This is a genomic window from Paraburkholderia polaris (genome assembly GCF_012927345.1).
GTDB classification, from domain to species: Bacteria; Pseudomonadota; Gammaproteobacteria; order Burkholderiales; family Burkholderiaceae; genus Paraburkholderia; species Paraburkholderia polaris.
Map to the genome: position 1 here is coordinate 45603 of NZ_JABBGJ010000052.1, position 26525 is coordinate 72127.

The 26525-nt window shown below is 58.6% G+C and carries 16 protein-coding genes and 13 pseudogenes; 19 read left to right on the forward strand and 10 right to left on the reverse strand.

Annotated elements, in window-relative coordinates:
* Nucleotides 1-149 precede the first annotated feature (149 nt).
* The gene (locus HHL24_RS36530; protein ID WP_169490130.1) at nt 150-671 is read right to left on the reverse strand and encodes a hypothetical protein; all 522 of its coding nucleotides are present in this window, start codon (nt 669-671) and stop codon (nt 150-152) included.
* An 812-nt stretch (nt 672-1483) separates the two neighbouring features.
* Entirely contained in the window at nt 1484-1819 is a 336-nt protein-coding gene (locus tag HHL24_RS43705) for a hypothetical protein (protein WP_206003179.1), read from the reverse strand.
* A 190-nt stretch (nt 1820-2009) separates the two neighbouring features.
* On the opposite strand from HHL24_RS43705, the pseudogene HHL24_RS36540 reads away from it, so the two are divergent.
* The 3 pseudogenes from HHL24_RS36540 to HHL24_RS36550 form a co-directional block, all read left to right on the forward strand.
* Nucleotides 2010-2195, forward strand: a pseudogene (locus HHL24_RS36540) (HU family DNA-binding protein); the annotation flags it as partial.
* A pseudogene (locus HHL24_RS36545) lies at nt 2170-2586 on the forward strand (IS6 family transposase); the annotation flags it as partial. The pseudogenes HHL24_RS36540 and HHL24_RS36545, both read left to right, overlap by 26 nt.
* Nucleotides 2587-2712: 126 nt before the next feature.
* Nucleotides 2713-3048: pseudogene (locus HHL24_RS36550) on the forward strand (IS110 family transposase); the annotation flags it as partial.
* Nucleotides 3049-3321: 273 nt separating this feature from the next.
* Here HHL24_RS36550 and HHL24_RS36555 read toward each other — a convergent pair.
* On the reverse strand, nt 3322-4101 hold the full coding sequence (locus HHL24_RS36555) for a COG4705 family protein (RefSeq protein ID WP_169490132.1): 780 nt from the start codon (nt 4099-4101) through the stop codon (nt 3322-3324).
* Between HHL24_RS36555 and HHL24_RS36560 the strand changes: the two genes are divergently transcribed.
* Complete coding sequence (locus HHL24_RS36560; RefSeq protein ID WP_169490133.1) at nt 4100-4345, forward strand: hypothetical protein; 246 nt, start codon at nt 4100-4102, stop codon at nt 4343-4345. The two genes, HHL24_RS36555 and HHL24_RS36560, sit on opposite strands and share 2 nt — an antisense overlap.
* A gap of 267 nt (nt 4346-4612) precedes the next feature.
* Here HHL24_RS36560 and HHL24_RS36565 read toward each other — a convergent pair whose 3' ends face one another.
* Both HHL24_RS36565 and HHL24_RS36570 read right to left on the reverse strand, forming a co-directional pair.
* The gene (locus tag HHL24_RS36565; RefSeq protein WP_169490134.1) at nt 4613-5755 is read right to left on the reverse strand and encodes a porin; all 1143 of its coding nucleotides are present in this window, start codon (nt 5753-5755) and stop codon (nt 4613-4615) included.
* Between the two features lie 690 nt (nt 5756-6445).
* Nucleotides 6446-6634, reverse strand: a pseudogene (locus HHL24_RS36570) (serine--glyoxylate aminotransferase); the annotation flags it as partial.
* A 374-nt stretch (nt 6635-7008) separates the two neighbouring features.
* Between HHL24_RS36570 and HHL24_RS36580 the strand changes: the two are divergent.
* From HHL24_RS36580 to HHL24_RS36590, 3 genes and pseudogenes are all read left to right on the forward strand, one after another.
* Nucleotides 7009-7544, forward strand: a pseudogene (locus HHL24_RS36580) (transposase); the annotation flags it as partial.
* Between the two features lie 85 nt (nt 7545-7629).
* Complete coding sequence (locus HHL24_RS36585) at nt 7630-8682, forward strand: IS110 family RNA-guided transposase (protein WP_230417725.1); 1053 nt, start codon at nt 7630-7632, stop codon at nt 8680-8682.
* Between the two features lie 21 nt (nt 8683-8703).
* Nucleotides 8704-9426, forward strand: a complete 723-nt coding sequence (locus HHL24_RS36590) for a GntR family transcriptional regulator (protein ID WP_169490136.1) — start codon at nt 8704-8706, stop codon at nt 9424-9426.
* A 472-nt stretch (nt 9427-9898) separates the two neighbouring features.
* Here HHL24_RS36590 and HHL24_RS36595 read toward each other — a convergent pair whose 3' ends face one another.
* Complete coding sequence (locus HHL24_RS36595; protein WP_169490137.1) at nt 9899-10585, reverse strand: GntR family transcriptional regulator; 687 nt, start codon at nt 10583-10585, stop codon at nt 9899-9901.
* 185 nt (nt 10586-10770) lie between these two features.
* Between HHL24_RS36595 and HHL24_RS36600 the strand changes: the two are divergent.
* The 10 genes and pseudogenes from HHL24_RS36600 to HHL24_RS36640 form a co-directional block, all read left to right on the forward strand.
* Nucleotides 10771-11151 (forward strand): annotated as a pseudogene (locus HHL24_RS36600) (serine--glyoxylate aminotransferase); the annotation flags it as partial.
* Nucleotides 11152-11325: 174 nt separating this feature from the next.
* Nucleotides 11326-14349: an FAD-binding and (Fe-S)-binding domain-containing protein gene (locus HHL24_RS36605; protein WP_169490138.1), complete on the forward strand. Its 3024-nt coding sequence runs from the start codon at nt 11326-11328 to the stop codon at nt 14347-14349.
* A gap of 194 nt (nt 14350-14543) precedes the next feature.
* Nucleotides 14544-15839: an MFS transporter gene (locus HHL24_RS36610; protein ID WP_169490147.1), complete on the forward strand. Its 1296-nt coding sequence runs from the start codon at nt 14544-14546 to the stop codon at nt 15837-15839.
* 20 nt (nt 15840-15859) lie between these two features.
* Nucleotides 15860-16249 (forward strand): copper chaperone PCu(A)C, encoded by a 390-nt coding sequence (locus tag HHL24_RS36615; protein ID WP_169490139.1) that lies wholly within the window; start codon nt 15860-15862, stop codon nt 16247-16249.
* Nucleotides 16246-17391: a porin gene (locus HHL24_RS36620; protein ID WP_169490140.1), complete on the forward strand. Its 1146-nt coding sequence runs from the start codon at nt 16246-16248 to the stop codon at nt 17389-17391. Before HHL24_RS36615 ends, HHL24_RS36620 begins: the two co-directional genes overlap by 4 nt.
* Nucleotides 17392-17519: 128 nt before the next feature.
* Nucleotides 17520-18605: a YncE family protein gene (locus HHL24_RS36625; RefSeq protein WP_169490141.1), complete on the forward strand. Its 1086-nt coding sequence runs from the start codon at nt 17520-17522 to the stop codon at nt 18603-18605.
* Nucleotides 18606-19548: 943 nt separating this feature from the next.
* On the forward strand, nt 19549-20655 hold the full coding sequence (locus HHL24_RS36630; RefSeq protein ID WP_169490142.1) for a YncE family protein: 1107 nt from the start codon (nt 19549-19551) through the stop codon (nt 20653-20655).
* A gap of 590 nt (nt 20656-21245) precedes the next feature.
* Nucleotides 21246-21392 (forward strand): annotated as a pseudogene (locus tag HHL24_RS44315) (IS6 family transposase); the annotation flags it as partial.
* Nucleotides 21393-21657: 265 nt separating this feature from the next.
* Nucleotides 21658-22701: pseudogene (gene opgC / locus HHL24_RS36635) on the forward strand (OpgC domain-containing protein); the annotation flags it as partial.
* 120 nt (nt 22702-22821) lie between these two features.
* Nucleotides 22822-23413, forward strand: a pseudogene (locus tag HHL24_RS36640) (IS6 family transposase); the annotation flags it as partial.
* A 12-nt stretch (nt 23414-23425) separates the two neighbouring features.
* Here HHL24_RS36640 and HHL24_RS36645 read toward each other — a convergent pair.
* Together HHL24_RS36645 and HHL24_RS36650 are read right to left on the reverse strand one after the other, a co-directional pair.
* Nucleotides 23426-23599: pseudogene (locus HHL24_RS36645) on the reverse strand (IS4 family transposase); the annotation flags it as partial.
* A gap of 235 nt (nt 23600-23834) precedes the next feature.
* The gene (locus tag HHL24_RS36650) at nt 23835-25088 is read right to left on the reverse strand and encodes a hypothetical protein (RefSeq protein ID WP_169490143.1); all 1254 of its coding nucleotides are present in this window, start codon (nt 25086-25088) and stop codon (nt 23835-23837) included.
* Between the two features lie 330 nt (nt 25089-25418).
* Between HHL24_RS36650 and HHL24_RS36655 the strand changes: the two genes are divergently transcribed.
* A complete protein-coding gene (locus tag HHL24_RS36655) occupies nt 25419-25706 on the forward strand; it encodes a DUF4148 domain-containing protein (protein ID WP_169490144.1) in 288 nt (95 codons plus the stop codon).
* Between the two features lie 210 nt (nt 25707-25916).
* On the opposite strand, the pseudogene HHL24_RS45215 reads toward HHL24_RS36655, so the two are convergent.
* A pseudogene (locus HHL24_RS45215) lies at nt 25917-26107 on the reverse strand (serine--glyoxylate aminotransferase); the annotation flags it as partial.
* A 47-nt stretch (nt 26108-26154) separates the two neighbouring features.
* On the opposite strand from HHL24_RS45215, the pseudogene HHL24_RS44320 reads away from it, so the two are divergent.
* Nucleotides 26155-26232 (forward strand): annotated as a pseudogene (locus HHL24_RS44320) (IS6 family transposase); the annotation flags it as partial.
* Nucleotides 26233-26281: 49 nt separating this feature from the next.
* On the opposite strand, the pseudogene HHL24_RS36665 reads toward HHL24_RS44320, so the two are convergent.
* Nucleotides 26282-26525: pseudogene (locus tag HHL24_RS36665) on the reverse strand (IS6 family transposase); the annotation flags it as partial.

Genomic DNA, 26525 nt, shown 5'->3' on the forward strand with positions numbered 1-26525 from the left:
TGTTTCGCTTGCGTACATCCCAAAACACAAAACCGCCGGCAACACATCAGCGGCCTGAAAAATCAATGGGCACGTATGTCTCCTGATGATTCTCGATAAGGGATACCTGGTGAGGTTGAAGCGTTGCGTCATCGACGATCATGCGGCTTTCAACTTCTGGTAGATTTATTTGTGCGCGGCGCAGTACAAATACAAAGGCCGCGAATGATATTGTCGATGTTTTTCAGATAGGTCGCCACGTTTTCAGCAGGCGCCTGGATGATCGAATGCTGTGTGCTATCCATGCTGTTGATTTCTGCTGTCCACGGATCATCAAGATAGGCGCATACGTCGACGACGTCCTCGCGATATCGCTGGAACGTGTCTTCGTCCCAAGTCTTGACGGTTGCGGGTGCAAGCAGCACTGAGAGCACGCCTTTGCGTTCGCCGATGCATCGCACCGGTGCAAGCAGCCCAGTGAGGCACATGATCAGGATCGCATCGAGCACCCGGTCGTCGTGATCTTCATCCCAGATAATTGCGAAGTCGAGGAACCTGCCGTACTGAATCTGGTTCATCAGTTCGTCGTGCCACGTCGGTACGCGTAAAACAGAATAATGCGTACCTCGCCCGAGGTATCCGACGGGGCCGGGCTCATCGTGCAATGTCTGGAAACAGGGTGGGTAAGACATTTCGCGCTCCTTTCGAGAGAGAGGCGTAGCTGATCATTCCCCTGGCGCGGCGGGATCGCACGGGCACGCTTTCGCTCGAGGCGTCCTCGCGCGTCCATCCATCGAGGACTCGCCAAAGTACTGTGTAAACGTGCAGTATCACGAGCGACACGTAAAGGCCTAGACTGACCATTCCGACACAAACGCGGAGTGCGCCATGGTCACCAGGACAGTCCGCCGGACACTTTCCGGTCTAACTTCGGCGTTTTCGCCGGCTCCGAACGGCAAGCAGGGAGTCGCATATACCGTGAAATCGGCCCAGCAACGCGCCGACGAAGCCTGGCGGCGCACGATGCACGGAGCGCACAGCTCCTTACTCCGTAAAGATCCGAAAGTGTGATTTTCGGAAACCAGAAGCAGGACCGAGCCTGCCGTCCGAATTGGCTGTCATCGAAGCCGGAGACGAACTATGACTGCGCCGCAAAAACTTGACAGTGTGACGCTGAAGCCCCAAGCCAGGGCTCCGCGCAAGCTGATCGAAGTCCCCGACCCTGAAGAGCGCCCGGATCTTCTGGAAGCCGTTCGCCGAGTCGTGGCTGAGAATCGGGAAGCTGGGGAGCGACGACCCCGAGAATAATTCGATCCTGTTTTATTTAGCCGACTTCCGAATTGGAAGCCGCAATGTGTTGCCATGTGCGCATCACATTTGGGCCAGACGTTGCCTGAATGCTGCTCAAAAAACGTCAATTTTTGCCGACGTGGGGATCATGCCGGGAGGGGCTCGTCTTGCTGGGCTGACCGTTCAGCGCGAGCGCAATGCATCCTGCATGTCATCAATGAATACCGCTCCGGGATCCTGTCGTGTCGTCCTGGGGGCTATCGAAGGTGCTGTCGCGTTCGCAGATCCATGCAAACGCCCGCTGTTGAGCAACCTCGATTGCCTCGTCCTCAGTGTCAAAGTACGCAAGGTCACGCTCAATGTGCATTTCACCATCAACTTCATCGTCAGCTGAAGCGCGGACCAGTCGCGCGTGTGCGAAGTATTTCCCAAGAGAAAAATCGGGAGTCGCGTCGATGATCCACCTACGGTACCCGCATTCCATGATCAGCTCCAGTACTTGGGCTATTCGGAATTTGAAAAGACAAAGCATGGATTCGTCCAGTCGCAATCGCTATACCTCCTTGGCCACAGTTCGCGGGCTTCAGTGCCCTCAGCAGTTTCGATAGCGGTTCGTCTCCGACTGCCGATACAAGTTATAGACTTGACTCGACGGCGTTTTCAACTGTTGGTGAAGACAAAGAAATGGTCGTTCATACGGCTCGCAAACTGTCTGAATCATCGTGTCTGGAATGGCTGCTATGGGGCTGCACGCGATCAAACAGGAACTCGTCGATGCCGTTGCGGCTCGCACCGGCGACAGCCATGGCGCCACCGGTGAAGCCATTGATGCGGGGCTTTGGGCGATCGCGCATGCGCTGACCGCTGGCGCCGCCATGCAGCTGATCGGCTTCGGGGCGTTTTCGACGGGGCAGCGCGCCGCACGCACCCTTGACGCGGATGGACGAGACGTACATCCGCGTCAAGGGTGAATGGCGGTATCTTTATCGGGCCGTCGACAAGGAGGGCAACACCATTGATTTTCTGCTACGCGCCCATCGGGACAGGACTGCAGCACGGCGTTACTTTGAGAAATCGATCACCCAGAATGGCGTGCCTGAGACGGTGACCATCGACAAAAGCGGCGCCAATCTCGCCGCACTCGAAGCGGTCAATGCCGATCGTAAAGCGCCCATCAAGATCCGCCAGTCCAAATATCTCAACAACCTCGTCGAGCAGGACCATCGGGCGACCAAGCGACGAACGCGGCCCATGCTGGGGTTCAAGACTTTTCGCTGTGCCCGGATCCTTCTGGCCGGCATTGAGGTCAATGGAATGAACGCCTCCCACCCGTGAGCGATGGGTTTCAGCAATGAAGGTGGACCCTCACGCGCCGACGGGCATCAAAGTGCCTGGGATGGAGGATCATACAGGTCTTCCCAGGCAACACCGGAGGTGTCCGAAATGAACCTTACGCCAGTAGGGATCGATATTGCAAAGAGCGTCTTCCAGCTTCACTACGTGGACGCCGAGACAGGTGAAATCGTGAACAGGCCGATCAAGCGAGCCAGGTTTCTCGAACACTTTGCGAACCGGGCGCCCTGCCTGATAGGGATGGAGGCGTGTGGCGGTGCACAGCACTGGGCACGGGAGCTGATAAAAATGGGGCATCAGGTAAAGCTGATGCCTGCAGAGTTCGCCAAGGCGTTCAACATCCGCAACAAGAACGATGCAGCCGACGCCCGGGCGGTCTGGCTGGCCGTGCAGCAGCCCAGCAAGGCGGTAGCGTTAAAGACCGAAGCTGGGAGCCAGGTTATCCGAAAACCAACTGCTACACCAGGCCAGGCGGTGCCTCACAGGTTTTTTGCTGATCCGACTAGAGAGCAACGGCACCTCCGAATGCCAAATGCTTGATCCGTAAGGCGCAGCGGGCCGAAATCAGCTCAAAACGCACCCCGAAATGTCGAACTCGGGAGACCGCCACCAGACTTGTCGGCGTCTTGGGCCTGGGCGGAGGCGGGGAGCGGGATGGCGCAGCCCAGTAGGGCCGTTCGCAGGGAGATGCGCGTCATGTCAGGCCGCCGAGTGCGGCGCGTCGCGCCGCGAAGCGGCTAGATAGGCGACGAAGGCCACGATCACCACCGTCAGCACCGCGGCGACGTGGCCTTTGCCAAGACCAAGCCCGGCATGCATGACCGGGTCGCCGGCCCAGTCCGCGAAGGACGCGCCGAGCGGACGGGTGATGACATAGGCAATCCAGAAGGTAACAATCGCATTGGCCCTCAGCAGATAGAAGGCAATGGCTGGCAGGACGAACAGCCCGGTGAAGATCAGCCCGGAATCCAGAGTGCCCAGGTGCAAGGTATCCGCGGTCCAGTCACCGGTTGCGGTTCCGAAGGCGAAGCAGACCAGGACGGTCAGCCAGTAGAAACCCTCGCGCCGTGGCGTGTTGATGTCGTGCACTGACAGCGTCCCTTCTACCGCATACCACAGGCCCAGGACGACCAGCAGCAGCACACCGTAGGCCGCCGTATAGGTGGGAATCGAGATCCCCGCTTTGTGCAGTCCATCAGCAGCCATGGTGCCGAAAATACCGACCATGGCGACTTGGAACCAGTAAGCCCAAGCATTATACCGCTTGGTTCGGAACTGGATCGCCAGGGATACGAGGTAGATCACGAGCGCGCCGAGAAACGCGACGGATGCATCGAGATGTACGAAGAAGTCGGACGCAGCTTCGCCCATGGCGGTAGTCAGGATCTTGATGATCCAAAATAACGCCGTGATCTCGGGAACCTTCAAAAAAAGCTTGGGATTTGCCTGCTCTTGTAGAGATAGCGTTGTGGCGCTCATGGTTTGGATCCTTGATAAAGGCGGTGCTGTTTCAATTCCGAATGTCATGAAGGGAAACGGCGGTACTAACAGCCGCTGCAAACGTAACGGACGCGTAGCGATTGTCGATGTCGATGTCGATGTCGATGCCAGATTCCACGCCCGCTATCGTTTCCTTGACGGCGAGCGTATTCGCATCGATAACTACAACGTTGTGATCGGGCGACTGCGCGAGCCAGACGGTTTCGCGGTGTCCGGGGCGTAAGTAACCCAGTCGCCGTGGCCGCCCACTTTGCCCGGCAAGTGGATCGTTTTGATCAACTCATACTGGGACGACTGGGCGCGTACAGCGGAAGAAAAAATACCGACGATTGCAACGCTGACAGCAAAGCCTGAAATTTGAAGAATGGTGACATGGTGTCTCCAGTAAAATGGTTTAATTTGCGTTGGTTGTCTTCGCGCAAAGCGTTTTATTTCAACAGCTATTCAGCACTGCTTTCTCAACAGTGCAGGATAAAAATTCACTAGAACATCAAAACCTGTGAAGTATGCCCACCATCAGAGCTACCTGATTTGGCGTGCTTGAGCTCGATGTCAGGTCGCCCACCGCGCCTCCGGCGGGTACGATTGTCGTGCCGTCGCTGCTGAAGGTTGAGCCGCTCGCGTGCGTATAACCGGCAGTGGCGTACAAGGTGGTTCGCTTGGACACGCTGTATTGTGAACTGGCCGCAACCGAGTTGTACGTTGCGGAAGCAGCGCCACTTGATTTTGTATAGGTATAGCCGATTGTCAGCAGCTCGTCGGGCGTGGCCTGGTAACCAAGAGAGGTCGCGCCAATGTTGAAGTTCTCGGTGCGATCAAAGGCACCGAAACTGACGTAAGGCTTATATTGCGCATTGCTATAACGCACGTTGGCCGTGAGCGGACCGATCACGTATTGGGCGGCGATTTGGGCTATCTGGCGTGAGCCGACCAATGCTACGGTGCCGTCGAGTGGCGTCACCGAATTATTCTGAATCGGATCGGCCGTGCCAGCGCCGCCCGCACCGTTGCTTTTGGCAAAAAGATATCCCGCGGCCAGACTGAATCCACCATTGCCATAAAGGACTGCGGCTGAGTAGGTCTGTCCGGCGGTCGTATTACCCGCGACGCCACCGAGAGCGTAGAGCAGTTCATATTGAAAACCGGCATAGGTTGGGCTCGCATACTTGATCGCGTTACTTACCCGGATGGAATTATCGTTATTGTCAGCGTCGCCCGGCGTTGTAAACGCAGGGCCATACCCATCAGCCGTAATAGGCTGGACCAGATCAACGGTCGGATCGTATTGCCGGCCGAGGGTCAGGGTGCCAAAGGAGTCGCTTGCCAGCCCAACATAGGCCAGCGTCCATAATGCGCCCGCTTGTGCAAGTGAACCGGTGTTGATGTCGAACCAGTTTTCGAGATGGAAGACTGCGCTGAGGCCCCCACCGAGGTCTTCGGTGCCCTTTAACCCCCACTTATCGGTATCCAGATCGCCGCCCTGCAACTGGAGCACGGAACCATGCCCTGTATTGTTGTAGTACGCCACAGCGTCGTCGATCGTGCCATAGAGGGTGACACTGCTTTGAGCTTTTGCGCCCGAGGCCACTGCCAACATGATTATGCTTAGTATACCTAATGTATGCTTTCTCATATCTTTTCACTGTCAGTAATTATCCTGGATCCGCAGTCTACGTTCCCGCAACAAATCATTCGATATACTAATGATATCGGAGGACACGTTCGAGAAAATCAGCCCCGCCGTACCGCCCCCCATTCTTTTGGCATATGTAAAACGTTGAGGGGTTGACTTCGCTTGCTCCCGTCTTAAAGGCCAATGTGGTTGTCGGGCTGAGCGCCAGCCCATCCGCTGGTTAATCAAGCACCTTCAAATTCGCGATTTCAGGACCAATTCGTTGCCGGAAAATACAACAAATATCGCTTTTACGGATCCTTCACACTTCGCTGCGCGGACGCTGACGATTAACACGTGAATCTCCGTTTTGCCGATTTTCCCGAGACTCCTGTCGGTTCTCACCCCGCAAACAGTTGTCCGGCCGAATCAATAGGCTAACCGATGCCCAAAATGGACATGTCTTTTGTCCCGTCCGCGTCGACATTGGCCAATTCGTGCGAAAACACCCGGGTCCGGGGGATCTCATCCTCCCAGCCAGGCTGAGGGCGAAGCTGATGGCTATGTCCAAGGGAATTCTGACCCTCATGATCAAGATCATTCCTTTTTGCTGTACCAGAATCCGCAGATTGATCCCGGACCATTCAGCAATATGGGTACCGAATGCTGAAGACGCCAATACAACCACCGCACGGGTCGCCCCTTTTGGGAAGCGGACGGGCTGCGTCGTCTTGAAGATCGTCTTGATGCCGTCCTGAACCTTCGGCCCGACCGGCCCGCATTCCGGGCCGCGATGGTCGATGGTCGGATAGCTCATTCGCAGGATGCGATCACGCACTGGACTGAGACCGGGATCCGCAGAAAGCGATGCCGGGCTGTATGAAAATCGAACCGCAGCATAATCCCTCCTTTGTGTTTTGCATGCAAAATACTTTAGTACATGGCGGTCGTATCTGAAAGCATTAGTTGCCCCATTCTGCCTAGAGACAAACCCCTACACTGGATTCCGAATAGTTCCTAGCCGCTGCGTGCCCACCGGGGTGAGGCTCAACGAATGCACGTTGTGGGAGACGTTGGCCATTTCGCGCACGCCGTTGAGCGAAGCGTTGAGGGTGCTGGCGGGTGAAGGTCTGATCGATATCGTCCCGACCTTTCGTTGGTAAATCTTGTCAATCAGCCTTTGGCCGATCGGTTCGTCATCGGGGCAGCCCCCATCGACTACGGCCCGGTACTTCTCCTCATACCCTTTGGATTCCATCTCGCGACGGACACCCTGGCTGCGTGGCGAGCGTAACCGCATGCACTTGTTCACGTGCCGTCACCGCAGGACGAAGCGTCGCGCCAGCTGATGCACGATCGCGGACAACTGCAGAAGGAAGTGCTGCAACACCGTGACCGGATGCGCAAACTGCTGGTCACGCTTGGCTGCTGGGATGAGGTCGATCACAGGGCCTTCGCGAGCCGGCTCGCCTGTGATGAGGTGCGGTGCCACGACGGCGCGCCGCTGCCGCCCGAGTTACGGGAGCGACTACTGCGCGAGTGCGAACGGCTGGCGCTGGCGCAGCAGCAACTCGCGGCACTCGAGAAGACGCGACAGGCGAGCGTGCCGACGCCCGCACGCCGACGAAGCGATGCCCTCGCGCGCCGGAAAGGGATTGGCGAAGTGGGCGCGCCGCGCCTGGCGCTCGAACTGTTCTGGAGGGAGTTCAGCAACCGGCGCCAGGTGGGTGCCTGTGTCGGACTGGTGCCGCCACCCTACGACAGCGGCCAGAGCCAGGTCGACCAGGGCATCAGCCGGCAGGGCAACCGAATGAGTAAGGACTTTCCCGATCTCGTGGCATAGCGGTATGCCAGGATGGTTGGTGCTGGGCAACCCATCTGAGAAGGAGAAGGTCATGGACACGATTACGCGTATCGGCGTGGATCTGGCCAAGAACATCATCCAGGTACACGGCGTGGACAGCATGGAGCGCGTGGTGGTCGGGAAAGCAATCTCGCGGCAGAAGTTTCTCGAATGGTTTGCCAACCTCGAGGCGTGCCTGGTCGCAATGGAAGCGTGCAGCGCAGCCCACTACTGGGCACGCAAGCTGCGCGCGCTCGGCCACGAGGTTCGCCTGATCGCGCCGCAGTTCGCCGCGCCATACCGCAAGGGCGGCAAGCACGTGAAGAACGACAGGCTGGATGCCGAGGCCATCTGCGAGGCCGCGGGCCGGCCGCATATGCGCTTCGTGGCCGTCAAAATGACGGACCAGCAAAACGTGCCGGTGCTGCACCGGATGCGGGACGGTTTCGTTGAGGAGCGTACCGCGCTCGCCAACCGGCTGCGCGGTGAGCTGGTCGAGTTCGGCGTCTTCCTGCCGCAAGGCATCGACGCATTTCGTGCCCACTTCGTCGAGGCACTGGAGGACGGGGCCACTGAACTGAACGGTATCGCGCGCACTGCGCTGCTGCGAGGCTGGGAGCACCTGCAGGCCCTCGACCAGCAAATCGCCTGGTGTGACGCGCAGGTCGCCACGCACGTGAAGCACGACAACAACGCGCAGCGCGTCATGGCGGTCATCGGCATCGGGCCGCTCACCGCGTCGGCCGCGGTGGCCACCGTCGGCGACGCTCACCTGTTCAAGAACGGCCGCCAATTTGCCGACTGGCTCGGCACGGTGCCCAAACAGGCGAGCAGCGGCGGCAAGACCCGGCTGGGCCGCGTCACCAAACAGGGCAACACGTATCTGCGCACGCTGCTGTTCCAGGGCGCGCGCTCGGCCGTAACGAGCGCCCATCGACGAACCGACCGGCTCTCGCGCTGGATCGTTCAGCTCCAGGCACGCGTGGGTTGGTATCGAACGCTGGTGGCCACCTTTTTGCCTGGAGACAAACCCGTTCCGGGATTTTGCCTAGAGATAAACCCGTATTCTGGATTCCGAATAGTTGGTAGGGTAAAATTCCCTTAAGTAAATATTTTGGGGGATTGAATGAAAAATTCTGAAGTCCCCGAAACACTGCCCGCACCCATGCTTCCAAAAGTAGAACGCCAGCGGCTACACGACACGGTGGTCCAGCACATCCGCCGATTTATCGTCGAAGGTGTGCTTGAGCCAGGCAAGAGGCTCAATGAACGCGAGTTGTGCGAGACGCTCGGCATCTCGCGCACGCCGTTGCGTGAGGCGCTGAAGGTGCTGGCGGCCGAGGGGCTGATCGAGATTTCGCCCAATCGCGGGGCGACGGTGGCGAAGATGTCGGAGGCGGAGTTGCGCGAGACGTTCGAACTGATGAGCGGGCTCGAAGCGTTTTCGGGCGAGCTGGCGGCCGAGCGGATCACCGCGGCGGAACTGGTCGAGATCAAGGCGCTGCACTACGCGATGCGGGCGTGCCGCGCGCAGAACGATCTGGCGGGGTACTACAGCCGCAATCAGGCGATCCACGACCGTATCAATGAGGCGGCGCGCAATTCGGCGTTGCGGGAAACGTATATAGCGGTCAATCGGCGTCTGCAGGCGCTGCGTTTTCGGTCGAACTTCCAGACACAAAGGTGGGATAGCGCGATCCACGACCACGACGAAATGCTCAAGGCGCTGGAAGCACGCGATGGCAAGCGGCTCGCCGAGATCTTGCGCCAGCACTTGCTCGACAAGCGCGACGCCGTGTTGCAGGTGCAGTCAAGCGCGGACACCGACACTTCGAATCTGACAACCTGATTGTCAGGCCGGATCGATTGACGAGCAAAGTTAGAGCGTCGAGGCAGCGTCGAGGCAGTGCCTGTCGGGCACTGCATGAGGCACGCGCTACGCTCAATAGGTGCTTGCAGGCGCGTCCGGTGGCATGTCGCGTATCCGCTCAGCCTGCGCCATGTGGTGGAACTGATGGAGCAGTGCGGCGTGAAATGAGACGGCAGCACCCGCTTTGGCGCAGTCGCTTGAGGAAGGGATGGACCCAGCATTCGGACGAAAACGTACATTAGCTGCGCCGCACAATCAAGCGAATCAATGACTTGGAGTTGCGCGACGACTCTCAATCGAATTTCTAAACGCGGAGTTTGCGCCGAGCCTGATGGGACGGGGCTTTCTGAACCGCTGGAGTACGTAAAAACCCGAATCCTGACGGCACCCCAATTCCCACCCACATGACACTGGGAACGTGCCAGCGGCGGGTGCCCCCTGGCCAAAGCACTCATCTATCCGCCAGCACCGCATCGCGTTTCGCCAGCAAGTGCGCCCGTATGATCTCGGCCATCCGTTTCCCATCCCGCGCTTCCAGCGCCTCGATCATCGCCTCGTGCTCACGGATTGCGCTATCCCATTTCGCCGTCTGAAAGTTGGACCGGAACCGTAACGCCTGCAGCCGCCGATTGACCGCTATATAAGTCTGCCGCAAAGCCGAATTCCGCGCGGCATCGTTGATCTTGTCGTGAATGGCCTGGTTGCGGCTGTAGTAACCCGACAGATCGTCTTGCCCGCGGCACGCGAGCATCGCGTAGTGCAGTGCCTTGATCTCGCTGAGCTCAACCGGTGTAATCCGCGCGCGCGCCAGCTCGCCCGCAAACGCCTCCAGCCCGCTCATCAATTCAAAGGTCTCGCGCATCTCCGCCTCGCTCATCTGTGAAACGGAAGCCCCCCGGTTCGGCAGGATATCGATCAAACCTTCAGCTGCCAGCACCTTCAACGCTTCGCGCAACGGCGTGCGCGAAATGGCCAGCGTCTCGCACAACCTGCGTTCGTTGAGCTTCACTCCGGGGGCAAGCAGCCCCTCGACGATGAAGTTGCGCAGGTGATCGACCACCGTGTCGTGCAGCCGCTGCCGCTCAACTTTGGGAAGCATGCGTGCAGGCGGTGTCTCGGGGATGTCGGAATTTTGCATTCAATACCCCTAAATATTCACTTAAAGGAATTTGGCGTTGCTAACTCTGGAAACCCTGGCGACGGGTTTGTCCCTAGGCGAAACTCCGGACCGGGTTTGTCCCTAGGCAAAAAGAGCGCTTAACGCTTTCAGATACGACAGCCATACACTAAAGTATTTTGCATGCAAAACACAATGAGCGAATCATGCTGAAGCTCGATTTTGATCCTGCCGGGCGTCACTTTCTGCAGATCCCCGGTCCCAGCCCGGTGCCTGATCGCATCCTGCGTGTAATGAGCTATCCGACGATCGACCATCGCGGCCCGGAATTCGGGGCGCTCGGGCTGAAGGTTCTGGACGGCATCAAAACGATCTTCAAGACGACGCGGCCCGTCGTGATCTATCCGGCCTCGGGCACGGGCGCGTGGGAAGCGGCGCTCTGCAACACGCTCAGCCCTGGCGACGCCGTATTGATGTATGAGACCGGTCATTTCGCGACGCTCTGGAAAAAGATGGCAGAAAACCTCGGACTGAAGCCGGAGTTTCTGGGGATGCCTGGGATCGAGGGATGGCGGCGCGGAGTGCAGCTCGCCGGCAGCGGTGTTCTGACCGCGATGGACTACTTGACGAGCCACGTCGCCGCGCCCGCGTTGAAGGCCGCAGCCTGATGGAAAGTCATGCCGCGTCGTCGGAAACCAGCACGCCCGTGGCTTGCGGCCCATCGACCCGATCTTTGTAAATTTGACTGAGCCCCGACGCCAATGCTGACCAAAACGTCCGAAGCACTCGTCCAGCCGATTCACTGGATGCCCGCCTCCGTGCGCGCCGCGTTGTCGCCGCTAGCCAAGCGTCTTCAACATGAGCTGAAAGGCGACGTGCTGTTCGACCGTGCGGCACGCGGACGTTACGCGACGGATGCATCGATTTATCAAGTCATGCCGGTGGGCGCGGTCGTGCCGAAAGATCAGGCCGACTTGCTGCTGGCTTTGGAGATCGCGCGCGACAGCAAGGTGTCGGTGCTCGCACGTGGCGCGGGGACGAGCCAGTGCGGGCAGACCGTCGGCGAAGCGCTGGTCATCGACACAAGCAAATGGCTCAACAACATCGTCCACTTCGACCGCGAGGCGCGCACGGTGACGGTCGAGCCGGGCGTGGTGCTCGATCATCTGAATACGTGGCTTAAACCCCATGGCTTGTGGTTTCCCGTCGATGTCTCCACCAGCGCGCAATGCACGATCGGCGGGATGGCAGGCAACAACTCGTGCGGCTCGCGATCGATGGAATACGGGAACATGGTCCACAACGTCGCGTCGATCGACGCCGTGCTGGCCGATGGTCATCAAGCCGTGTTCGCGACACTGCGCGCTATGTCATCCGATGCCCGCACGCGCTCGCTGGTCGACGGCGTGCAGCGCATCGCGAAGAGAGAGCGTGATGAAATCCGCGAGCAAATTCCGAAGGTGTTGCGGCGTGTCGCGGGCTACAACATCGATCTGTTCGATTGCCAGAATCCCTTGCCCTTCAGTGCCGATGGCGAACCGAACCTTGCACAGTTGCTGGTCGGCTCCGAAGGTACGCTCGCTTTCAGCCGGCAACTCACGCTCAAGCTCGCGCCGTTGCCCGCCCACAAAGTGCTTGGCGTCGTGAACTTCCCGACGTTCTACGGCGCGATGGACATGACGCAGCACATCGTGAAGCTCGGGCCGGTTGCCGTCGAACTGGTCGATCGCACGATGATCGGCCTGTCGATGTCGAATCCGGCGTTCAGGCCCGTCATCGAAAAGGCGCTGGTGGGCACGCCGCGGGCCGTGCTGCTTGTCGAATTCTCTGGCGAAGACAGAAGCGCGCAGCTTGCCAAGCTCGCGCAGCTCGTTGCGTTGATGAGTGATCTCGGCTTGCCGGGCTCGGTCGTCGAGATACCCGATGTCATGCAGCAAAAAGCCTTGTGGGAAGTCCGCAAAGCCGGGCTCAACATCATGATGAGCATGAAGGGCGACGGCAAGCCGGTGTCATTCATCGAAGATTGCGCCGTGCCGCTCGAACACCTTGCGCAGTACACGACCCGTCTCACCGAGGTCTTCCACCAGCACCGTACCGAAGGTACCTGGTATGCGCACGCGAGCGTGGGCACGCTGCACGTGCGCCCGGTTCTCGACATGCGTCGCGACGGCGCGCAGAGGATGCGGGCGATTGCCGAGGAAGCCGCGGCCCTTGTGCGCGAGTACAAGGGCGCTTTTTCAGGCGAACACGGCGACGGCCTGTGCCGTGGCGAATGGGTCGCGTGGCAATACGGACCGCGCATCAATGAGGCGTTTCGCGAGATCAAGAGCCTCTTCGACCCCGACAATCGCATGAGTCCGGATCGCATCGTGAATCCACCGAAGATGGACGACACGACGAACTTTCGGTTTCCGCCGACGTATCGTGAGCGAGATGTCGCGACAAAGCTCGACTGGTCGCAATGGAATGTGACGCGCGATCCGTTGACGGGCGCCGAAGCCCTGCCGGGCACCGGCGGCGATCGCACCGGTGGCCTCGCGAAGGCCGTCGAGATGTGCAACAACAACGGGCATTGCCGCAAGTTCGACGCGGGGACGATGTGTCCAAGCTATCGCATCACCAAGGACGAACAGCATGTCACGCGGGGCCGCGCGAACACGTTGCGGCTCGCGATCAGCGGACAACTCGGCGATGACGGCCTCGCGAGTCAGGACGTGAAGGACGTTCTGGATCTTTGCGTATCGTGCAAGGGCTGCAAGCGCGATTGCCCGACCGGCGTGGATATGGCCAAGATCAAGATCGAGGCGCGCGCGGCGTGGACTTCGAAGCATGGCATGCGGATGCGCGATCGCATGGTCGCGTTCCTCCCGCGCTATGCGCCGTATGCAAGTCGCGTGCGACCGTTGTTCGGCTCGGTAGAGCGCATGCCGCGCTTCGCAGGCTGGCTCAAGACGCGCCTCGGCCTCGCGCCGCAGCGCGCGTTTCCGCGCTTTCTCACGTCGTTTTTATCGGAGGCCGTGCAACCTCGGGTGCCCGCTGTCGGTGGCAAGGAAGTGCTGCTCTTCGTCGATACCTTCAACAACTATATGGAACCGGAGAATGCCCGTGCCGCTAAGCGCGTGCTCGAAGCGGCCGGCTACACGGTTCACTTCAATCTGAAGGCGGGCGAGCGGCCACTGTGTTGCGGGCGCACGTTTTTGTCGGGGGGACGGGTCGACGAGGCGAAGGCCGAAGCACGCCGCACGCTCGACGCGCTGCGGCCTTACGTCGAGCGTGGCGTGCCGGTTGTCGGCCTTGAACCGTCGTGCCTGCTGTCATTCCGCGATGAATTCCTCGACTACGGTTATGGCGACGAGGCCCGCAAGCTCTCGCAAACATCGTTCTTGTTCGAGGAGTTTCTGGTCCGTGAGAAGCAGGCCGCGCGCCTGCAGCTTTCGTTGAAACCACTCGCTCGCCCGAAGGCGCTGGTTCACGGCCACTGCCATCAAAAAGCCTTCGATGTGTTTCGTCCCGTGCAGACCGTGCTTAGCTGGATTCCCGCACTTGAAGTGTCGGTTGTCGAATCGTCTTGTTGCGGCATGGCCGGAAGCTTCGGCTACGAAGCCGAGCATTACGAAGCATCTAAGGCGATGGCGGAATTGTCGTTGTTGCCGGCCATACGAAAAGCGGAAGACGCCGTGATCGTCGCCGATGGCACCAGTTGCCGTCATCAGATAGCGGACGGCGCACAGCTAAAGGCGCTGCATGTTGCGCAGGTTCTGGCGTCTGCGCTAGACGATGATTGACAGCACAGTTTCACATAAACAGCGGACGGAATCATGATCCGCCCACCGGAGACAAGCATGACACGACCGAGCAATTCCAGGATTCGCAGCCCTGCTGCGACGTCCCTTCAATAAAGCCTTATCGAAGTACCGGATGCAATTCGCTTCCGGCGTCCGCGGGCGCCATGACGAAGCACGCACTACTCAAGGAGACAATGATGTTCCGTCGAGCTACGACGCGCGTTCTGTTGTTGTTATGCGCAATGTATTTCATTACCTATGTCGACCGCGTCAACGTCAGTACCGCCGCCGCGCAGTTCGGCGCTGAACTGCACCTGTCGCATACGGAAGTCGGCTTTGTTTTCTCGGCTTTTGCTTACCCGTATCTCGTGTTTCAGATTATTGGCGGATGGGTTGGAGACCGGTTCGGGCCGCGTCGAACGCTTGCTGTGTGCGCCGTTATCTGGGCCGGTGCCACGATCATGACTGGGCTTGCCGGCGGGTTCGTATCGCTGATCGTCGCGCGCTTGTTGCTTGGGCTTGGCGAAGGCGCGACGTTTCCGACCGCTACCCGCGCAATGTCGAACTGGATGCCCGCCGAGAAGCGCGGCTTCGCGCAAGGCACCACGCATGCGGCTTCCCGGATCGGGAACGCGGTCGCGCCGCCGTTGATCGTCTGGTTGATGATCGCCACGAGCTGGCGCGGGGCTTTCATCGTTACCGGGGTTTTTAGCTTCCTATGGGCTGTTGTCTGGATTTTCTATTTCCGCGATAACCCGCGTGACCACCGTCGAATCACCGATGGTGAGTGCGCGAAGCTTGATTCGTATTCCGGAGTCAAGCAAAGGGTGCCGGTGCCGTGGGGGCCTCTGCTAGGGCGCATGGCTCCCGTTACCGCTGTGTACTTCTGCTACGGATGGGTGTTGTGGCTCTTCCTCGGCTGGATTCCGCAGTACTTCCTTCACAACTATCACATGCAGTTGGGGAAGTCGGCGTTGTTCGCTTCCAGTGTGTTTTTTGCGGGTGTGCTCGGGGACTGGCTCGGTGGGTCGGTCACCGATCGTATCCTGCGGCGCAGCAAGAATCTGCGCCTGGCCCGGAATGTGATGGTCGGGGTGTGCATGTTGCTGACGTTGCTGTCGCTTGCGCCGATCATGCTGGTTTCAAATATGTCGATTACTTTGGCCGCAGCCTGTTTAAGCGGTGGGTTCTTCTTCAATGAGATGACCATCGGACCTATGTGGGCCGTACCCATGGATATCGCGCCCAAGCATGCAGGCACTGCTAGCGGGATCATGAATTCTGGCTCCGCGCTGGCCGCGATTATTAGTCCCGTCGTGGGCGGCTGGTTGATCGATCGGAGCGGGAACTGGAATTTGCCTTTTATCGTTTCTATGGTGCTGATGGCCGCTGGGATCGTGCTTTCGTTCACTATGCGGCCGGATCGGGCTTTGGATGTTTCGCCGGCTGAGGCCGGAGCGGGGAGTGAGCCGGCGAGGAAGTTTGTCTAGGCGGAGTGCGCGAGAACAAAGTGGACGCCGATCGTATGACGGAGATGTTGGCGGTTGCCAGGCTCAACATCCCAGCGCACGCACGTATCGATCTAAAACCGAGCGGAATCCATGTGATGTTCTTTGATTTGAAAAACTCACTGACGTACAAATCAACGATCCCGATGACGCTCTCTTTCCAAAAGGCTAGAGCCATATATGTCATCGTAACTGTAGAGAAGGCGGGCGCTATGACGTTCGGCGATATGGATGGGATGAAGACATTGATGTGTCTTTTGGCAATCGCGCAGTTGGTTGTGGCCCATCCAAACTCTGCGCGTCGAAGATGGCTGAGACTTTCGCGGGGAATAGCAAGCTCAGAAGCTCTTGTCACGCATCGCACGGCAAAAATATACGGAGACGTTTTATGAAACGTTTGGCCATTTCGAGCCTGATCGCCGCTACGCTAGGCGTAGCCTCGACCGCTCAAGCCCAAAGCAGCGTTACGCTTTACGGCATGATCGATGAAGCGGTCGCACATTACAGCAATGTGGGGCATGCCTCCCTCGTTGCACTGCAGGGAGGCGACTATTCGGGTAACCAATGGGGCTTGAAGGGCACCGAAGATTTGGGCGGAGGCCTCAAGGCGATTTTCAACCTCCAAAACGGTTTTAACATCAACACGGGAACGTTGTCTCAGGGCGGCCGCGAGTTCGGCAAAATGGCGTGGGTAGGGCTGGCGAGCGACTCGTTAGGTTCGATTAGGCTCGGTCGTCAGTACGATCCGACGGTTGATCTGATTCAACCCCTTACGCCGGACCGCTATAGCCCCGCGTTTTCGACGCCGGGCGACGCTGACAACAATGACAACAGCTTTCGCGTAGACAACTCGATCAAATACACGAGCCCGACTTATGGCGGTCTGCAATATGAATTGATGTACGGCTTGGGTGGCGTCGCGGGCAACATATCGTCGCAGGAGACGTCCTCCGTTGCGGCCTTATACACCCACGGAGGCTTGAGCCTGGCTGCAGGGTACGTTTTCGCCAAAAACGACGGTGCCGCGGGGCTGGGGACGGCCGACCAGACTCAGAACAACTCCGTCACGCCGCTCTTTGGCAACACCCCGTTTGTAGGCTCACGCCTTATCAGCCAAGCTGCAGCACAGTATGTTATAGGTCCGTTTACCGCCAACGTGCGCTACAGCAATGCGCGATGGAAACCCTATGCCAACTACGCGGCCTTTAACCAGACAGAAACCTTCAATATCGGAGGGACCTCTTTCGCCTACCAGTTGTCGCCGGCAGTCTTGTTGAATATCGGTTACAACTACACAAGATCGAGTGGCGCATCCTCAGCGACCTATCAAACGGTGGCGGCGGGAACGGAATACAGCCTCTCCGTGCGCACGACGCTCTATGCAATCGGCGCTTATTCGCATGCACACGGTACGACCTTTAGCGAGGACGGCAACAGCATCATAGCTGCCGGCGGAACCGTGGGTGACCTCGAGTCAAGCTCAAGCTCGCCAAATCAACTCGTCCTGATGCTTGGCATTACTACGAAATTCTGACACGACATCGTGCTCGAACCAGGATTTATTTCGGAAACGGCGATCGCTAACGTACCACCTACCCGAGAAAATTAATCTGGCGAAGCTGACGCAAGTAATCGCAACAACTCTCATATGGGATGAAGATCATGTCACGCAAACTGAAGTCGCTCGCGCTCCTCGGCAGCCTACTCTCCTGTGTTGTGGGCGGCCATGCCGGTGCCGAGGAACTCAAGATGATTTCGAAAGTGGAGATTCCTGGCGCCGCCCTGGATTCATTCGATATCAGCTACGTCGACCAAAAAACCAACCGGTATTACGTTGCCGACCGAAGCAACAAGTCCGTTGACATCATCGACGGAACAAGCGGGGCCTTCGTTGGTCGGGTCCCCGGTTTTGTCGGCCTCCCCAAAGACAAAGATACCGATCTGGCCGGTCCCAACGGCGTCCTTGTGATCGGTAATGAGCTATGGGCTGGTGACGGCGACAGTTCGGTCAAGGTCATTGACCTCAAGACCGAAAAGATTGTCGATACGATCCATACTGGCGGCAAAAAGCGTGCTGACGAGATGGCCTACGATCCCAAACACCATATCTTCCTCGTCGCCAACGACGCGGATGATCCGCCCTTCGTGACGCTGATTTCGACCCAGCCGGGACACAAGATTCTCAAGAAGGTCGTCATCAATGACGCTACCGATGGGATTGAGCAGCCGATCTATTACGCCCCGAAGAGCATTTTCCTGATGTCGGTTCCGGAGCTCAAAGGTGACAAATCAACGGGTGGAATCGCCCTGATCGATCCGCTCAAAGGCGAAGTCACGGGTGTCATGAAAGTACCCGACTGCGCGCCTGCCGGGCTGGCGCGTGGGCCAGGGCACAATCTCGTGGTCGGCTGCAGCGCGGGCGGAAAGGAATCGAAACTGACACCGGTCACCTTGGTCGTCAACGGAGATAGCGGCGCCGTAGTTGCAACGATTCCCGATATCGGCACAGCGGACGAAGTGGCTTATAGCGCGAAAAACGGTCAGTACTACATCACGGGGCGGAAGATGCCGAATGGTTCGGTTCTGGGTGTGATCGATGCCAAGACCAATACGCTCATACAGAGCATTCCGACGGGAGGTGACGCACATTCGGTCGCGGCGAGCGATGTGAACGGACATGTCTTTGTACCGCTTCCCAAAACGGGCGGCCCGTGCGGTGGCTGCATCGGGGCCTTCAGCATTCAATAGTCCATATTGCTGAACGGTCCATAATAAAATTGCGGATTTTAGTTGCGCGAAAGGAATGATCTTGATCATGAGCGTCAGAATTTCCCTGAAAATAGCGATCACGTTCGCCTTCAGCTTGGCTAGCAGGATAAGATTCCCTCCCGCATCCGGGCGTTTTCGCCCGATTTGGGCAACGTCGACGCGGCCGGGAAAAAAGACTTGTACATTTTTTGCATCGGTTAGTTTATTGATTCGGCCGGACAACTGTTTGCGGGTTGAGAACCGACACGAGTTTCGAGACAATCGAAAAAATGCGGATTCGCGTGTCGATTCAGCGTCCACGCAACGACGTGCGGAGGAGCCGCAAAAGCGATACTTGTTATCCTTTCGAATAAAGAATTGGTCCTGATATTGCGAATTTGAAGGTGCCCGATAAGCCGGCGGGTGGGCTGGTGCTCGGTCCGATAGCCACATTGGCCTGTAAGCCATGAGCAAGGGAATCTGCCCCTCAAGGTTCAACATATGCCAAAAAAGGGGGGCGGTAAGGCGGGTTAAATTTTCGATAACGTATCCGCCGATATCATTAGCATATCGAATGGTTTGTTATGGAGCCGTCGACTAGAGATTGAGGATAATTGCTGAAAATGGAGCAGATATGAGAAAACATAGATTAGGTATACTAAATATGATAACGTTGGTTTCGGTCTCGATCGCACGAAAGCGGCTCGACCTTCGGCGGCGACGGCACGACAATCGTACCCGCCGGAGGCGCAGTGGGCGACCTGACATCGAGCTGAAGCACGCCAAGTCAGGCAGCGCTGATGGTGGGCGTGCTTCACAAGTTTTGATGTTCTAGTGAGTTTTGATCAAGCCCTGTTGGGGAACCATGGCAGATTAGCTGTTGAAGTAAAACGCTTTGCGCCAGCACAATCAGCGCAAATTAAACCATTTGACTGGAGACATCATGTCGTCATTTTTCAAATTTCAAGCTTTGGCCGTCAGCGTTGCAATCGTCGGCATTTTTTCGTCCGCTGTAGGCGCCCAGGCGTCCCAAGACAATGCGCCGCCACTGAAATTGGTCAAGACCATCGAGCTTGCGGATATTCGCAGCAGCGAACCCGACGTTTCGGCGGATCAACTCGCCAAGAATCTGACCACGACGCGCATCGTCGGCGTTCCGAACCATTTCGATCACCTGACCCCCGACCTGAAAAACAATCGTCTCTTCATCGTCCCGGAAGACAATAAGTCAGTCGAAGTCTACGATATTCGCACCGGCAAATTTGTGCACAGCATCAAGGGACTCGGGATGGGACATTCGGTGGTATACCGCGCTGACATTGACAGGCTTTTCGTGACCGACGGTGTCGACGGCGATCTGAAAATCTTCAACGGAACGACGTACGAACTGCTGAAGACCGTGAAGCTTCTGGCCGATTCGGATGCGACCGGGTATGACCCCGTGACACATAATCTGTACATTGCGGACGGTGGCCTGGATGCGAAACTGAACTACACGTTCCTGGAAATCGTGAACACCGATACGGGCGAGAAGGTAGGTCAAATCAAGATTGATTCCAATCGCCTGGAGGCCATGGCGGTCGAGAAATCAGGATCGAGGCTGTTTCTGAATATGACCGAGAAGAATTCCATTGGCGTGATCGATCGCGAGAAGCAGGCAGTTGTCGCCGTCTGGCCGCTCACGTGTAAGGTCAATGCGGACGTCGCGATAGACGAAAAAAATCATCGACTCTTCGCCGCGTGCCGTGATGGAAACATGAATGTGCTGGATTCCGATACCGGAAAGGTGCTGCAAAACTTGCCGATCTCTAACGGAGTCGACGACATGGTATTCGATCCCGCAAGCCAAAGAATTTACGTGGCCGCCGGGGAAGGATTCGTAAACGTCTTTAAGGAAATCGACGCGGACCACTACCAGGCCATCGGGAAGATTCCGAGTGGCCCGATGGGCAAGACCGGGTTATTGGTGCCGCAACTGAAAGAGTATTTTGTGGCAGTGCCGCCGCATGGGACAACGGCTGCGCAGGTACTGGTCTTCGCTGTGAAATGAGTAGAAGCCAGGAGCGCCATTCTCGGCGTTGGCTCAAAAAGCGGACATTTATGTTCGTCAGCGGGGCGACGCCATTGAATCTAAAATGCTTGGCTCTACCAACCGGTTAAGTCTTGTAACTCAGTGCGGTAGCCCCCGGCTCTGCCGGGGGACGCCCCAAGGTTTGACCTATACGGCGGTCGTTCTGGTATGTGCCACAAGGCCAACAAGAACGCTTTCTGGGCCTGAGGATTCTTCGGCTCAACGGATGGGGCTCGACGAAGCAGTGGTCCGGGCATACATCCGGAATCAAAAGCCGGAAGAAGAGCGACACGCTCCGATGAAACTGATTGCTAGCCGCCTCGGGCGGCTCACGGGGGTATGGCGCCTTTGAGGCGCTCACCCAATAAACCCCCGGCTTTGCCGGGGGGCACTTAATTAGCACTCGACAAAGCGAGTCACGGGTGTTCGTCCGACGACTACTGTTACCGCGGCAATAACATGCTCCACAGTAAGCGAGTTCCGCCTCCGATTGGAGACGTGACATTCATTTTTTATATTGCCGGGGCCGCTCGCATAAGGAGGAGTGGAGAAAGACGCGAAATCGCTTTATCAATGGTCACTGCTTTCTGGCGGCAGTCATCAGTTGTGCAGTGCGTTGGTATTTCCGGTTCCAGCTCCGCTTGCGCGACATAGAAGAGCTGCGGTTCGAGCGCGATGTGACCGTCAGCAACGAGACAATCCGTCGCTGGTGCGAATGGAATGAACGGCCGCGCCAATCGGTGAGGGTATCTAGGATGTGCCTCCTCACTCACGGGCCGGCGGTATAGAAGTGCCAAAGCGGGAGGATCGTAAGGATCTTTCGAGGCAAACCGGAGTGGCGATCCTGAAACATACTTCGCGAGCATTGGGGACCGAGGCTGGCGGATTCGTGAACACCCTTGGCGGCTGCGCTGCCGGCCCAGCGCAACAACCTCCGCAGCCTCAACCGTCACGTCCACACAGCATCAAGCGGAGGTCACCATGAGTCGAGATCCCGCTCGTTCAACGAGCGTCGATTTCCTGCGCGGCCTGGCGCTGATCGTGATTACACTCGACCACGTTTCGCAGAGCGCGCTCTCGCATCTGACACTGCACACCTATGCATTTTGCGACGCGGCCGAGGTCTTCGTCTTTCTCGGCGGCTATGCGAGCGCCGCTGCTTATTGCGCGATGACAGCGAGCGGTGGCACAGCGCAGGCGCATCGCCGCTTTCTAAAACGCAGCGGGGAAATTTATCGTGGGTATCTCCTGACGGCCGCTCTAATGCTGCTTTGCGGCCTGACGATGTTCGCGCTGCACATCCATACCGCCGTACTGACCTACACCGATGCGCCACTGTTTTTGGTCCGGCCGTTCCAAACGCTGCTCGATATCGCCACGCTACGGCGCCAGCCTGATCTGGCTGCGGTGCTGCCGATGTATATCGGGTTCGCACTGTGCGTGCCGCTGGTGGCGCCGGTGGTTCGCCGCCGGCCTGCCACCGCCCTGCTGGCGAGCCTGGCGTTGTGGCTGTGCGCACCCTCGCTTGCGCATCTGCTGCCAAGCGCCGACCCTATCGGCTGGTCATTCGATCCGTTCGCGTGGCAGTTGATGTTTATGTTTGGCATGCTGTGCCGGCTGCATCCGGTGTCCACCGTATTCCAGGCTTCGCGGGCCGGACTGCGGCTGACCTGGATCGCGCTCGCCGTGGCGCTGGCTTTCGCCGCTTACAAGTTGCTGATTGAGAGCCAGCCGGAACCGGGCTATTTGAAGCAGCACCTGAGTTCCCTGAGAGTCGTCAGCTTCATCTCGATCGCCTGGCTGGTCGCCCAGCTGAGCCGGCTCGGGTGGATCGACCGGCTGGCCACGGCGCTACCGCCAGTGGTCACGGTCGGTCGCCAGGGACTGACCTGTTTTGTCTGGGGAACGCTCATTTCGATCGTTGCCGACACCGCGCTGCAGGTCGCGGCGCCCGCCTTTCATACACGCACGCAAGCGGTTGCCGCGGCGCTATCGGTCGACTCGCTGACGATCGCAGCGGTGCTCGCCATCGCCATCGCTACCACCACGCTCAAAGCGAGTCGGCCGATACCGCGGCGGCAACACAGAACTGGACAATACGGACGCCGAACCACTTTGCCGCAGCGCGCGCCGGCCACCGGCACCATTTCCCATGCGGGCTACCGGTTTCCGCCCGATGTGATCAGCTACGCGGTGTGGCTGTACTACCATTTCCCGCTGAGTCTGCGCATGGTCGAGGAGTTGCTGGCCGCCCGTGGCATTGAACTCACGTATGAGACCGTTCGACACTGGGCGGTGAAGTTCGGTCTGGGCATTGCCCGGCGTATCCGGTCCACCGCTCTGGCGCGAGGCGACAAGTGGCACCCCGATGAAGTAGTCGTCACAATCAACGGCAGGAAGCACTGGCTGTGGCGTGCGGTGGACCAACATGGCGCGGTGCTCGACTTGCTGATGCAAAGCCGGCGCGACCGGCACGCGGCCAGGCGCCCGATGCGCAAGCTGCTCAGGAAGCACGGCCTTGCGCCGCGTGTGTTGATCACCGACAAGCTCAAGAGCTACGCGGCGGCGAACCGGGATCTGGGGATAAAAGTCGAACACCGCCAGCACAAGGGGCTGAACAACCGGGCGGAAAAGTCGCACCAGCCAACGCGGGTACGCGAGAAGGTGATGCGCCGCTTCAATTCAGCGGCTCACCTGCAACCGTTTCGCTTCGATTCATGATCAGGTTGGCTATCTGTAGAGGAACGTGGCTACCCTGTACCAGTGCGCGCAGGATCGCGGGTTCGGTGCGGTTGACATTATCGTACAGCGCGGCCAGCGACACCGGCAGATGCTTCGTCTGCGGCGCCGCAGGGTGCAGCGACGGACTCAGTCCCAGAGACACCAGCGTCATGAGTTCCACCACCATCGAGAGCAGCAATTCCGGCGTGGTTCAAATTCCGTGTTTTTTGCGTTACTCAGACGAGCTGACTCGTCCTGCGTTTTTAGGCAGGATTAGTATGGAATGCGAGTCACGTTGAGGTATGCAACCTCAGGCGATCAACTTTGCCGGGGCTGAAGCGGGCCGAGTCCGAGTAGCGTCAGCGAGTGCGGATGATCTTCTCCCGTCATCGCTTCACGCGGACTTTTGCCGAGCTGCTTGCCGCACCGGCTGCGCCTCAAGTTGAGGTTTTCAACCAGCGAGCTGCTGCGTGGCGTGCTCTCCATGGCTCGCGAGACCGCGGTCCAGACCCGGAAGAACTTGCGCCCCATAGCGGCATGCAGCCGGTTCCAGCCTTGCCAGAAGGCGCCCGAGGTGTCGGGCTTGCGATGCAGCAGACAGGTCTCGCGGACCAGATAGTCCGGTACCGCCGCCGTGCGCGCGATGGCGGCCAGCTTGTCATCGAGCACGCCGACGAAGGCGAGCAGGTCGTCGCGCTGATTCTGCAGGGCGACGCGCATCGTGCCGATGCGTGATGGATCTTCAGGCTCGCGTTGATGAAGTTCATCGACGACAAAGTCGAACAGCCCGTGACGGGGTGCGAGATCGGAGCCTGCCAGGGCCAGGACGTCGCGCTCCAGCCACCGGGCAAGCGTCCGAAGGTCCTCAGCGAGCTGATGCGCCCGTGCATCGAGGGAACGCAGTTCGGCAAGCCGGGCGGTGAGAAGGCTGTCCCGACAGCGTCGAGGGGGTTGGCGAGCCGGACTTCGAGTGCTTCGCGTTCGGGGCGTACGCGACTGGCGATGCGTGCCCAGAAGTTGACGAGGGTTTCGAACTGCTGACAGATGTGGAACACATTGCCATGACACGGGGTATCGGGCCATGCGAGTTTCTGGCCGGCGCGCAGACCCGTGCCGGCGTCGGCAAGCGTGTAATCGGGCTTCAGTCCCTGCGCCTGAAGATCCAGCAGATGGATGGCCCAGGTGTCGCCATCGCGGTGGTCTTCGGCCGCCAGCAGATAGCAGTCGGTGGAGGCCGCATCGATGCCGGTGAGAACCGGTTGCGAGCCTTGAAGAAGCTCATCGTGTAGCCCCACCCGGATGGGCGACAGGTCATCGCTGTCGTTGATGCCAACGGCGCGCTGCGCCGCCTGCTGGAGGATATTGTGCACGGAGCCCGGACTGATGGACACGCCCAGCACATCGTGCATGAATTCCACGACACCGCGCATCGAGGCGTGAGCGATCATCGTCAACCCGAGCGTGGCCTGCTCCAGCCAGCGTCGGGTGACCGGCTGCGAGAACACCACCTTGTCAACGTCGTCGGTCTGCGCTGGCGAGAAAAGCTCATCCAGCGCGGTGCTGGCCTTGTGCATCTGCCAGTAGACGAGCGGGCGGCTCACGCCGTGCCGGACGGCCAGTGTGCTGACCGGTTCGGTGCCCGCCAGGGCCCGCACGGCGATCATCTTGCGCTCGTTGGCGGCCAGCTTCACGGTTGCAGCGCCGGCGGATAGCTTCATGGGGGTGCCGCGATGAAAAATGGGGCACCATTATCTCGCGCCGCGCCATTCGACACCTCGTGTGTAACGCTTGTTTGAACCACGCCGTTTTGTCGCAATAAGGAGCGCAGAGCGAATGAGAACGATATGACAAGCGCTGCTTGCCTTAAGGGGTAATTAAGGGTTTGCCCTTATATTTGGCAACTGTACTTTGCCGACATCGTCATTAATTTGAGGCAACTGTCTGGCTATACTTTGTCGCTTGATGGCTACGAACAAAGGTTGCTCTTAGCAGGGGCGAATAAAATTCTGGAGGTAGTACTCGTGAAATCGTTCATTAAAGCCGTTGTTGTTGCAACAGCCCTTGCCGCTCCGGTTGCCGTGTTCGCCCAGTCGAACCAGCCCGTGACCCGTGCCCAAGTCCGTGTCGAACTGGCCCAGATCGAGAAGGCCGGCTATAACCCTGCCCTAAAGGACAACCACTACCCGTCAGACCTTCAGACTGCGCAGGCGCGTGTCGCTGAGCAAAACGGTTCGGAAAGCGGTGTTGGTGGCGTAGTTAGCGGTTCGTCGGTCTCGGGTGCCCATGCCTACAAGACCGAAGGCCAATAGCCAGTCTTCCAGCGGGCACATCTCTGCCTGCCCTCTCAAAAGCTGGTCCGCTATCCCGCTCACCCGGGGAGCGGGGCCAGTTTCGTATCGATACCCCCGTCATCGGGCTCCCGCCTGGGGGTGACCCGCAGCGTCGATTGCGCGTGGAAACCGCGGCAATGTTCGACGTGACGCTGGTCGATGTCTCTTGTGCACGACGCAAACCGCCTTGATCGTGCGCTGAGTGTCGGCGATCTTCTTGAACCCCTCGAAGACTTTCAGCCCCAGCGCGCCGAATTCAGGACCTCGATGATCGATGGTGGGGCCGCTCATCGCCCGCGGAACGCGATCCGTCGCACGGGGCCGGGACCTGGAATCTGCAGGAAGTGACGGCATGCGGGGTGAAAGTCGAGCTTGAGCATCAGTCGGCTTTGTCACGTTATTGAGGCGGTCGCGTAGAATTCTTGAGATGAAAAATTCCAGATCGCTCTATCACGGGCATCGCTTTCCTGCGGTGGTCATCAGCTGTGCCGTTCGGTGGGGCTTTGTCACGTTGACTGGGCCATGACGCAAACAGATGGGGGATGCGTGTTTGCTCAGACGGTTGACGGATTCTGGGTGAGCTCGGTCAAACGATGCCACGAGTCGAAGCGCTGAGTGATCTGTTTGCGGTAAAGAGAAGCGCGCAGCAAATGCCGCTTGAGCGCGAAGTGCTGCCGGATCGGTCCGAAACTCGAGAGAAACGCCTGGGTACGCTTTGGGTCGCGAAACCCGCGCAAGCGCCGCTCGCGTTCGCGCGTAGGTTGATGGCTATTCTCGGCCCGATTGTTCACGCGGGCG